At 68.0% G+C, this 11,215-nt stretch carries 7 protein-coding genes and 1 pseudogene; 3 read left to right on the top strand and 5 right to left on the bottom strand.

The window, feature by feature from the left end:
• Positions 1-15 precede the first annotated feature (15 nt).
• Together G9373_RS08140 and G9373_RS08135 are read right to left on the bottom strand one after the other, a co-directional pair.
• Complete coding sequence (locus tag G9373_RS08140; RefSeq protein WP_005249317.1) at positions 16-741, bottom strand: amino acid ABC transporter ATP-binding protein; 726 nt, start codon at positions 739-741, stop codon at positions 16-18.
• A 4-nt stretch (positions 742-745) separates the two neighbouring features.
• Entirely contained in the window at positions 746-2,557 is a 1,812-nt protein-coding gene (locus tag G9373_RS08135) for an ABC transporter substrate-binding protein/permease (protein WP_037203497.1), read from the bottom strand.
• A 134-nt stretch (positions 2,558-2,691) separates the two neighbouring features.
• On the opposite strand from G9373_RS08135, the gene G9373_RS08130 reads away from it, so the two are divergent.
• The 3 genes and pseudogenes from G9373_RS08130 (at position 2,692) to G9373_RS08120 (ending at position 6,568) form a co-directional block, all read left to right on the top strand.
• On the top strand, positions 2,692-3,327 hold the full coding sequence (locus G9373_RS08130) for a TetR/AcrR family transcriptional regulator C-terminal domain-containing protein (protein WP_167114589.1): 636 nt from the start codon (positions 2,692-2,694) through the stop codon (positions 3,325-3,327).
• Between the two features lie 23 nt (positions 3,328-3,350).
• Positions 3,351-4,858 (top strand): annotated as a pseudogene (locus G9373_RS48135) (long-chain-fatty-acid--CoA ligase).
• Positions 4,859-4,876: 18 nt separating this feature from the next.
• On the top strand, positions 4,877-6,568 hold the full coding sequence (locus G9373_RS08120) for an acyl-CoA dehydrogenase family protein (RefSeq protein ID WP_167114586.1): 1,692 nt from the start codon (positions 4,877-4,879) through the stop codon (positions 6,566-6,568).
• Between the two features lie 68 nt (positions 6,569-6,636).
• On the opposite strand, the gene G9373_RS08115 is transcribed toward G9373_RS08120, so the two are convergent.
• The 3 genes from G9373_RS08115 to G9373_RS08105 are packed head-to-tail and all read right to left on the bottom strand — an operon-like array spanning position 6,637 to position 11,197.
• Entirely contained in the window at positions 6,637-7,902 is a 1,266-nt protein-coding gene (locus tag G9373_RS08115; RefSeq protein ID WP_167114695.1) for a helix-turn-helix domain-containing protein, read from the bottom strand.
• A 44-nt stretch (positions 7,903-7,946) separates the two neighbouring features.
• Complete coding sequence (locus G9373_RS08110) at positions 7,947-9,380, bottom strand: NAD(P)/FAD-dependent oxidoreductase (RefSeq protein WP_167114583.1); 1,434 nt, start codon at positions 9,378-9,380, stop codon at positions 7,947-7,949.
• Positions 9,377-11,197, bottom strand: a complete 1,821-nt coding sequence (locus tag G9373_RS08105; RefSeq protein WP_167114580.1) for a DUF3556 domain-containing protein — start codon at positions 11,195-11,197, stop codon at positions 9,377-9,379. Before G9373_RS08105 ends, G9373_RS08110 begins: the two co-directional genes overlap by 4 nt.
• Positions 11,198-11,215: the final 18 nt, after the last annotated feature.

Below are 11,215 nucleotides of genomic sequence, written 5' to 3'. Positions count from 1 at the left end.
AGGCCGCGGAGCGGCCTACAGTACCTGGGACAGGAACTGCTGCAGCCGTTCGGTTTCGGGCTTGTCGAACAGCTGGTCCGGCTTCCCGGTCTCGACGACGGCGCCGTGGTCCATGAACAGCACCGTGTCGGACACCTCGCGGGCGAAGCCCATCTCGTGGGTGACGACGACCATCGTCATGCCGCCCTTGGCGAGGTCGGCCATCAGCGCGAGGACACCCTTCACCAGTTCGGGGTCGAGTGCCGAGGTGGCCTCGTCGAAGAACATCACCTCGGGCTTCATCGCCAGGGCGCGGGCGATCGCGACGCGCTGCTGCTGCCCGCCCGACAGGTTCCCGGGCCGCGAGTCGGCCTTGTTGGCGAGCCCGACGAGTTCGAGCTGTTCGAGCGCCAGCGACCGCGCCTCGTCCTTGGACATCCCCTTGAGCTTGCGGGGCCCGAGGGCGATGTTGTCGACGACGGTCTTGTGCGGGAACAGGTTGAAGTGCTGGAACACCATGCCGATGCGCTGCCGCAGCTTGTCCGGGTTGTCCTTCAGCACCGACTTCCCGTCGAGCAGGACGTCGCCCTGATCGGGTTCGTGCAGCCGGTTGAGGACCCGCAGCAGGGTGGACTTTCCGGAGCCGGACGGTCCGATCACGGTGACGGTGTCGCCGGCGTCGACGTGGAGGTCGACGCCGCGGAGCACCTTGTTGGTGCCGAACGCGAGGTGCAGGTCGGTGCCAGTGAGAGAGACGGCCATCGCCTTATCCCCTTTCCACGACGATGGACTGTTCCACCGGGTCGAGCGTGCCGGACGTGTCGGCGCGGCCGGTGCGCAGGCGGTTGTCGATGTAGTTGACGAGGTGGGTCAGCGGAATCGTCATCGCCAGGTAGAACAGGCCGGCGGCGACGAGCGGCGACAGGTTGCCGGTCTGCGCGTTGAGGTCGCGGCCGACGGCGAACAGTTCCCGCTGGCTGACGAGCAGGCCGAGGAAGTAGATCAGCGACGAGTCCTTGATCAGGGAGATGAACTGGTTCATCAGCGCAGGCAGCACCCGTCGCACACCCTGCGGAACGACGACGAGCGTCATCGACTTCCGGTAGCTGAAACCGAGCGCCCGGGACGCCTCGAGTTGTCCGGGTTCGACGCTCTGGATGCCGGACCGGAAGATCTCACCGATGTAGGCGGACGCGAGCAGTGACAGCGCGGCCGCACCGAGCCAGTACGGGTTGTTGCCGGTGAGTCCCTTGACGATGGGTCCGGCGCCGAGACCGACGATGAGGATGATGACGACGGCGGGCAGCCCGCGGAACACGTCCGTGTAGACGCGGGCGGGCCAGCGGAGCCAGCGGGTGCGGGAGATGCCTGCCATCGCGAGCAGCATGCCGAGGACGGTGCCGACGATGCCCGACGCCAACGCCAGGATCAGCGTGTTCGGCAGACCGGTCTTGAGCAGATCCGGGAACGCCCGCGTGTAGAGGTCCCAGTTGAAGAACGTGTCTTTCAGCTGCTGGAGTGTCGACTTGGGTTCCGCGACCGGGGTTTCGGTCGTGTTCTGCGAGTTCTGGGCGGCCAGCGCGGCGAAGTCCGGCAGGTCGGGCACCGGTGCCGCCTTGCTGCCGGGCTTCCAGCCCTCGGGCAGTTCGCGGGGCACCCAGTCGGAGTACAGCTGCGCCCAGGTGCCGTCTGCGATGACGGCGTCGAGCCCGGAGTTGAGGGCGTCGATGAGCGGCTGGTTCTCCTTGTTGACGGCCCAGCCCACGAAGTTGTTGACGCTGAAGGTGTTCTCGACGATCGACGTGGGATCGCCCGGCGCGATGGCGCCCTCGGCCTGCTGCGACGGCGCCACCCAGGCGTCGATCTGCCCGGACTTCAGGTTCGCGTACGCGGTGGCGTAGTCGGGGAACTTCACCGGGTTCAGCTTCAGCGTGTTCACGACGTAGTCGTCCTGGACGGTGCCCTGGACGACACCGATCCGAGTGGTCGCGGTCAGGTCGTCGAAGCCCTGGATCGGACCGCCGTTGGGCACGACGAGGGAGAAGTAGCCGAAGTCGTAGCCGTTGGTGAAGCCGACGGTGTTGCGGCGCTCGTCCGTTGTCGTGATGGACGAGGATCCGACGTCGAAGCGGCGTCCGGCGACCTGGGCGAGTAGTCCGGCGAACTCGGTGCCGACGAAGTCGACGCGCAGGCCCAGCTTGTCGGCGACGGCCTTCAGCAGTTCGTTGTCGTAGCCCGTGAACTCGTTCTCCGAGTTCACGCAGATGCTCGGCGGTGCGTCGGACAGCGTGCCGACGGTGAGCACGCCGGGGGTGATGAGGTTCAGTTTCGACGCGTCGATCTGGTCGATCGGGGTGGTCGACGGTGTCGTGTAGCGGTCCTCGGCCGCGGCGCCGGAGGCGGCGAGATTGGTCGGGGCGGCAGTGGCCGCGCCCACGCCGGGTGGCGAACACAGATCCTGCGGTGCCGCCCCCGACGTCTCCCCGTCACTCGAACACGACGACAGGGTCAGCGCCAGCAGGGCGGTGAGCAGTAGCGCCACCACCACTCGGATCTTCGCTCCGACGGAAGAAAACATGGTGAGCAGCGTAACCCTGGCGGTCGGTATTTCCGGGGTCGGAGGACGTGCGGGGCGACGCCCGTCACTCTCCTTGTTTGTCATACAAACAAAGTCGAGTTATTGTTTGTCATACAAACAAGCGGGAGGCAGTCATGGTGTCGCAGACGGGCCGAGCAGCGCGTGCCAGTAGGGAGTCCGGTCGCCAGACCCGCGACGCCCTGTTCACCGCCGCCACCGAACTCTTTCTCGAGCACGGCGAGGGCGTCCCCATCACGCAGATCTGCGCCGCCGCGGGGGCCCACCCCAACCAGGTGACCTATTACTACGGTTCCAAGGAGCGGCTCTTTGTCGAGGTCGCGTGCGCTGCCGTCCTGCGTGCCGGCAAACGGGCCGAGGACGATGCGGCCACCGCGGAGACCGTCGGCGACTACACGGAGAAGCTCGTCGGCTCCCTGCTCGGGCCCGGCGCGCCCAGCGTCGAACTCTTCACCTCGGCGATGCTGATGACGGGACGCCGCGGCGAACTGCGCGACCTCATCACCGACACCCTCCGCACCCTGCACTCCTCGGGCGAGGACGCGCTGATCCGCACCCTGATACGCACCGGCTGGAAACTGCGCGCCGGCATCGACGTCGAATCGAAGGCGTTCTGGTCGGCGATCTTCGGCCTCGTGATCCAGAAGACCGCCACCGGTGAGAGCTTCGGCTACTCGCTCGAGGAGGCCGTCGCCGTCATCTTCGCGAACCTGCAGATCCCCGAGACCGTCCGCAACACCTCCATCGACTGACCTTCTCTCCTCCAAGGAGCGCGATGAACATCGTTCGCGTATTCGACAGCAACGTCCGGAAGACGCCCGACAAGGCCTTTCTCCATTTTCAGGGTCGCGACCATACGTATGGTTCCGTGCAGGACGGCAGCCGCCACGCCGCCGCCCTGCTACGGAAACTGGGGGTCGGGCACGGCGACCGCGTCGCTCTGATGTGTTTCAACACCCCCGGCTTCGTCTACGCGATGCTCGGCGCCTGGCGCATCGGCGCGGTGGTGGTGCCGGTCAACCACAAGATGCAGGCACCCGAGGTCGACTACATCCTGCGGCACGCGCAGGTGAAGGTATGCGTCTTCGACGGCGACCTCGCACCCGTCATCGAGCGACTCGAGACGCCGGTGCAGCTGCTGTCCACCGACACCGCCGTGGAGGGCCACGCCTTCTTCGACGACGCGATCGCGGACCTGGACGGCATCGACGGCATCGAGCCGGACGAGAACGACCCCGCGGAAATCCTCTACACGTCCGGCACCACCGGCGCGCCCAAGGGTTGCGTGCACAGTCATCGCAACGTCGTGCTCGTGGCGACCACGGCAGCCCTCGGTCTGTCGATCACCCGCGACGAGCGACTGCTGATGGCCGTCCCGATCTGGCACGCGTCGCCGCTCAACAACTGGCTGATGGCGACGCTGTACATGGGCGGCACCGTCGTGCTCGTCCGCGAATACCATCCCGTCCACTTCCTGGAAGCGGTACAGCAGCAACGCATCACGCTGTGCTTCGGGCCGCCGGTCATCTACACCACGGCGCTGAATGCGGTACGAAACTTCGCCGACTACGACCTGTCCAGCGTCCGGGCCTGGCTCTACGGCGGCGGACCTATCGGCGCCGATGTGGCGCGCCGACTCTCGTCGAGTCGTACCGGACCACCCGCTTCTACCAGGTGTACGGGATGACGGAGACCGGTCCCGTCGGGGCCGTCCTCTACCCGGAGGAACAGCTCGCGAAGGCCGGCTCGATCGGCCGGGCGGCGCTCGCCGGCGTCGACATGCGCCTGGCCGGGCCCGACGGCGTCGACGTGCCCGCCGGGGAGATCGGCGAGATCTGGCTGCGCACCGAGACCGTGATGCAGGGGTACCTCGACGATCCCGACGCCACCGCAGCCGTGTTCGCCGACGGCGGCTGGTACCGCACAGGCGATCTCGCACGCCGGGACGACGACGGCTACCTCTTCATCGTCGACCGGGCGAAAGACATGATCATCACCGGCGGCGAGAACGTCTATTCCAAGGAGGTGGAGGACGCCATCTCCGGCCATCCCGACGTCGTGGATGTCGCGGTGGTGGGCCGGCCGCACCCCGAGTGGGGCGAGACCGTCGTCGCGCACGTCGTGTGGCGTGAACCGGACGTCGTGGGTGCCGACGACATCCGCGACTACCTGTCGGACAAGCTGGCGCGCTACAAGATTCCCCGCGACTACGTGTTCGCCACCGTGTTGCCCCGCACCCTCACCGGCAAGATCCAGAAGCACCTGATCCGCTCCGCGAGCTGACTCACGAAAGACACTGTCATGACTACTTTTTCCGAAACGAATATCACCCATCCCGCACCCCACCGGACGCACACCGTGCTCAACCAGTCGGTGCCCCGCACCGACGTCAACGAGTTCACCCTCGACACGGTGCTGGCCGAGGGCGTGCGCCGCCACGACGCCGACTGGGCCACCGGCGAACTCACCGACATCGGCGCACTCGTCGGCAGCGCCACGTTCCAGCACGACGCCGAACTCGCCAACACGATCATCCCCGAACTGAAGACGTTCGACCGCTGGGGCAACCGGATCGACGAGGTCGAATACCACCCCGCGTACCACCGGATCATCTCCGCGGCCGTCGCGCACGGGGCGCACACGTCGGCGTGGGCCGACCCGAAGCCCGGTGCGAATGTCGCTCGCGCAGCGGCATTCATGATGTTCGCGCAGATCGAACCCGGACACTCCTGCCCGATCTCGATGACCAACGCCGTCATCCCCTCCCTCGACCTGCAACCCGACGTCGCCGCGATCTGGAAGCCGCGCGCGCTGTCCCGCAGCTACACCCCCGAACTCGACGCACCCGGCAAGGCGTCCGCGATCTTCGGCATGTCCATGACGGAGAAGCAGGGTGGCTCCGACGTCCGGGCCAACACCACCGTCGCGACACCCGCCGGACGCGGCGGTCCCGGCGCCGACTACCTGCTGACCGGACACAAGTGGTTCTGCTCCGCGCCGATGTCCGACGCGTTCCTCGTGCTCGCGCAGGCGGAAGGCGCGGGCGGCGAGGGCCTCTCGTGCTTCCTGCTGCCGCGCATCCTCCCGGACGGCACCCGCAACGTCTTCCGCATCCAGCGGCTGAAGAACAAGCTGGGCAACAAGTCCAACGCGTCGTCCGAGATCGAACTCGACGGCACCGTCGGCGTCATGGTCGGTGAACCGGGACGCGGCGTCCGCACCATCATCGAGATGGTCGCGCGCACCCGCCTCGACTGCGTGCTCGGCAGCACCGCGGGCATGCGGCAGTCCGTCGCCGAGGCAGTGTGGCACGCCCGCCACCGCTCGGCGTTCGGGAAGGTCCTGGCCGATCAGCCGGCCATGACGTCGGTGCTGGCCGACCTGGCGCTGGAGTCGGAGGCGGCCACCGTCACCGCGCTGCGCCTCGCCCGGGCACACGACGACGACGCGAACGAGCAGGAACGCAGCTTCCGCCGGCTCGCGACCGCGGTCGCGAAGTACTGGATCTGCAAGCGCGGCCCGCACCACGCCTACGAGGCGCTGGAATGCCTGGGCGGCAACGGTTACACCGAGGACTTCCCGCTCGCCCGCCGCTACCGCGAGCAGCCCGTCATGGCCGTGTGGGAGGGGTCGGGCAACGTCATCGCCCTCGACGTCCTGCGCGCGATGACCCGCGAACCCGACAGCGTCGCCGCATTCGACGCCGAGGTGAACCTGGCCCGCGGCAGCAGCGTGGTGCTCGACGAGCACCTCGACCGGGTCCGTCGTCAGCTCGGCGAACTCGCCACCGAGGACCCGGCCCGCGCACAGTTGCGCGCCCGCACCGTCGTCGAATCGATGGCCCTCGCACTGCAGGCGTCGCTGCTGGTTCGGTTCTCCCCTGCTTCGGTAGCGGACGCATTCGTCGACGCCCGCCTCGGCCCCGACCGCACCCACGAGTACGGCACGCTCTCCCCCTCCGCCGACCTGCAGGCGATCCTCGGGCGGGCGTAGGCGGCTCCGCCGCCCGTGCGCCTTTCTGGTAGCTGGAACAACCAGAAAGGCGCACAAGCCCGGAGGGCCTACTTCAGCACCGTCGGACCCAGGAACTCGCACACCTGCAGGGCGAGAGCGAGATCCAGCTTGCTGTGGGTGCCGGTGGCGGGCTCGCCGAGGGCTTTGGTGATGCGGTATTTGACGGTGTTGCGGTGCAGGTTCATCTGCTGGGCGGTGTGGAGGTGGCTCTCGCCGGTCGCGAAGTAGGTGCTCAGCGTGGTCCGCAGTGTCGCGGCCTGGTCGGTGTTCTCCGCGAGCGGGCCGAGGACCTCCCACACCCACGCCCGGGTGGAGTCCAGGTTCTCGGCGAGGAGGGAGACGACGGCGACGCCGCGGTCGCCGAAGCCGACGATCGGCCGGGCCGGGGTGTTGGGCACGGTGGCGACGGAGTAGGCGGCGCGGGCCTGTTCGTGTGACCGCCGGAATCCCGCGACCCCGGTTGCGGGCAGTCCGATCGCGGTCCGGATGCCCGGGTTCGCGGGCAGGGTTGCGGCGAGTTCGGTGGTGTCGAGGACGGGTTTCCGGAGGCCGAAAGGGAGCCAGGCCCACAGGGTTCGGCGGTCGATGGCGGTGACGATGGGTGCGGAGTCGGTGGCGAGGTGGCGGGCGAGATCCCGCACGTAGTGGTCGAGGGTGTTGAGGCTCGCCTCGGTGTCGGGACCGGTGGACCACAGAATCATCGCGACGTGCGTCTGCTCGAGCCGGTAGTGCGTTTCGGTCTCGAACGCGGACCCGTCGTCGCCCGTTCCGGTGAGGAGGGTGTGGATGGTCGACGAGTGGACGTTGCCGCGGGCACCCAGCCAGCGCCGCCGTTCCTGCTCGTAGGCGTCGAACACGTACAGCGTGATCCAGTCGATGTAGCTGTACACGACCTCCGAAATGTGTTTGAGCACAGCGAGGGTCAGCGGTCCGGACAATTGGAGGGAGCTGACCTCGTCGTAGCAGATCTTGATCAGGTCGTCCTGGCCCATGTGGTACGCGCGGACCAGCGAGTTCGACGACACGTCGCGTTGGGCCAGCCGCAGCGCGTACTCCACGGCGGCGGTGGTGGGCTGCAGGTGATCGACGGGAATGTCGTTGGCGAGGACGTGCACGATCGTCGAGACGTTGCCGTTCACGCTCGCCTCGAGCAGTTCGACGAGTTGCGGGTCTTCGTCGAGTTGGTCGATCTCGTGCGCGAGCAGCGCGCTCATCGAGCGGGTGATCTCCGCTTGCCGCACATCGAGTTTCCGGGCGATACCGGCGACGATGTCGAGGACCTCGGCTTCCGCCATCGCGGGCACCCGCGCCATGCGGCGCCTGGCACCGGCGCCGCGGTCGCCGGGGGCGGGACTGCTCACAGCACGTCCCCTCCGCCCTTCCGCAGATAGCGCAGGGCCGATTGCGCCGCGTTGTACCCACACATGCCGTGTGCCCCGGCGCCGGGCGGCGTCGATGCCGAACACAGGTAGGTTCCCGGTACCCCGGTGCTGTACGGGTCGAGGGCGATGCGCGGCCGCAGCACCACCTGGGTTTCGGTGTTGGCCCCGCCGATGATGTCGCCGCCGACGTAATTGGGATTCGACGCGGCCAGACGCGCCGGTCCGCTACTCACCGTGGCGACGATGCGGTCCCGGAAGCCAGGGGCGAACCGTTCGATCTGCGCGGTGATCGCCTCCGTCGCGTCGCCTGTGTAGCCGTGCGGGACATGGGCGTACGCGTACAGCGGATGCAGATCGCCGTTCGAACGACTGCGATCGGCGAGGTATTGCTGACCGAGGAGGACGAACGGCCGCCCCGGCATCCGGCCCGCAGCGACGTCGCGTTCGGCGGCCGCGATCTCGGCGAAGCTGCCACCCAGGTGGACGGTCCCGGCGCGTCCACATTCGGGATCGGCCCACGGCACCCCGCCCTGGATGGCGAAGTCGACCTTGAAGGCGGCGGGCGCGTGCTTGAACCGCCGGTACGCACGGGCCACCCGGTCGGGCAGGCGAGCGCCCAGGATGCCGAGCGCGGCGGACGGCGCGACGTCCAGCAGGACGACGTCGGCGGGCGGAAGTTCGTTCCAATCGCGGACGTGGACACCGGTGGTGATCTTGCCGCCCCGGTCGGTGAGCAGGGCGGCGAGTGCGCCGGTGATCGACTGCGATCCGCCCTCGGCGACCGGCCAGCCGTAGCGGTGCCCGGCGGCGACGATCATCATCCCGACCGCGGACGTCGCGGGCCGGTCCAGGCGGTAGTAGGCGTGCGCGGCGGCACCGCCGAACAGTGCGCGGGCCTTGTCGGTGCGCCACCAGCGGGCCGTCACCGCGGCCGGCAGCAGGGCCCGGGGTCCGAAGCTGGCGAGCCGCAGCGGGTGCCGGGGCACGTTCGCGATCGGACGCATGAGGTCGGCGGCGAGGTCGTCGAATCCGTCGGCGAGTCCGCCGAACATGCGCTGCCAGCGCGCGCCGTCCTCGCCGAGTCCGGCGGCGGTGGCCGCGATCGAGCGGTGCAGCAACCCCGCCTCACCGGAGTCGAGGGGGTGGGCGCAGTCGATCTCCGGCCACTTCCACGTCAACCCGTACCGGCCGAGGTCGAGCGTCTGCAGATACGGCGACCCGGCACCCATCGGGTGGAACGCCGAGCACTCGTCGTGCAGCAGTCCCGGGACCGTGAGTTCGCCGGAGCGGGTGCCGCCGCCGATGGTGTCGGCGGCCTCGAGGACCTGGACGTCGACGCCGTGCCGGGCGAGGTGGACCGCGGCAGCGAGCCCGTTGGGCCCGCTGCCGACCACGACTGCGGTGGTCACGGCCGCACCACCAGATCTGTCTCCTGCATCCTCGCCTCCCGCGTCCGCACGTTCGAGCCGTCTCCTTCCAGTGTCCACTGCACGTCGAACGGAATGGGACCGTTCGGCAGCCACGGCTGCTCGTTGATAGCGTCGGACACCTTGTAGGTTCCCCGCTCGATGACGCCGAGGGCGGCGTCGATCACCTTGTACTGCTGAGTGCCCCTGTGGATGGGCTGCGATTCGATCCACGCGACGACGAACTCGCCAGGAGCGAAGTTGCAGCGCCGCTGGAGTGCCGCAATCAGGAACTCGTTGTGCAGGTGACCGTCACCGAAGTTGAATGCCACCAGCGAGTTGCAGCTGAACTCCGCCTCGCGCAGCGAGTAGGTGTCGATGTCGTCGCCGAGGTGGCGCATCATCAGCGAGAACAACGCCCGCCCCTGGCTGTGCATCGACCGCCAGCCGAGCAGTTGGTGCATCACCACGTCCGCGACCTCCGGCGGGTAGGTGGCGAGCAGCTGGGTGCGCGTGTTCTTGGTGGGACGGATGATGTGCTCGTCGAGCTTCTCCTCGGCGCCCGGTGCGAAGGCCCAGGTGGCGGACGCCCAGTTGCCGGCGTACTGACGCATCGACGGCAGGAACGAGACGAGGTCGGGGCGCAGGTTGCCGAGGATCGGGAAGAACACCAGGGCGGCGACGATCACCGCGGTCAGCCACACCGAGGACATGTCGGCCACGCCGTACCCGTCCCAGGCGGGAAATCCGAGGAACAGGAAGATCGACGCGTAGGCGAACAGCAGGTTCCACTCGAGCGGCACCGCCAGCGGGAACGTGGACAGGATGAACAGGTGGAACGCGACCATCAGCGCGACTGCGAGCAGCGTCAGCGTGCGGTTGGTGGAGAACAGCAGCACCAGCGGGGTCACCACCTCCACGACCGTCCCGAGCACATGGGCGACACCACCGGCGACGATCGACGGCCGCAGGTCCTCGGGGAAGTTGCGGTAGTGCGCGCGCTTGATCTTCTTGAACGGCATCCACGGGGTGTTGCTCAGCATCGGCGGCACCACCATCGAGAAGTGGTGCCCGAGCTTGGAGACGCCCGCCCCGACCCACACCGAGACGATCAGCAGCTTCAGCGCGATGATCATGTCGACGAACGGCAGGACCCCGAAGAAGACGATCGCGGGCAGGTACTGCTCGCTGCGAGCCGCGATGAAGATGACCTTGTCGCGCAGACCGATCAGCACCAGCAGCGGGATCAGGGGAAACAGCACCGCGGGGCGGACGAGTCCGGAGTTGTCGGTGATGGCCGCGTCGATCGACGACGTGTGTACTCCCGGAAGTATCAGCGCCACAATGATGTTGAGCAGTAACGCCGCGTAGATCAGGACGTCGCCGACGGTGCGGGTGTCGCCCGAGGTGAACGGCACCTTGCCCGGCCACGGTGGGAGCCGGATGGTCCCGGGGCGCAGCCAGTACAGGATGCCGCCGGTCATCGGCTTGAAGTGCCCGGCGAGCGGACCCCACGAACCGGCGAGACCCACCGATTCGAGCAGCACCGTCCACAGGATCAGCTTCTGGTAGACGATCGGCTGGTTCCACCAGGCGCCGACGTCGAGGACGTTCAGGCCGGACGTGAATGTCGCGAGCGACAGTCCGATGCCGAGATAGAGGACGAGCAGTTTCAGAATGTAGATGGTGTGCACCATCTTCGGGGTTCCGAAGCCGTAGTCGACCCAATGGGTCGACATGGCGCGCAGGCGGTCGCGGAACGGAAGATCGAGGAAGGTGGCGGGGTCGACTTCGGGGAAGTTCCCGGTCTTGAATCCCATGGGAGGCTCCTGAGGGTA

The sequence above is a fragment of the Rhodococcus sp. A14 genome, from assembly GCF_011603105.1.
In the GTDB taxonomy this organism is placed as follows: Bacteria; Actinomycetota; Actinomycetes; order Mycobacteriales; family Mycobacteriaceae; genus Rhodococcus_F; species Rhodococcus_F opacus.
This window is presented reverse-complemented; position numbering and strand designations above follow the sequence as displayed.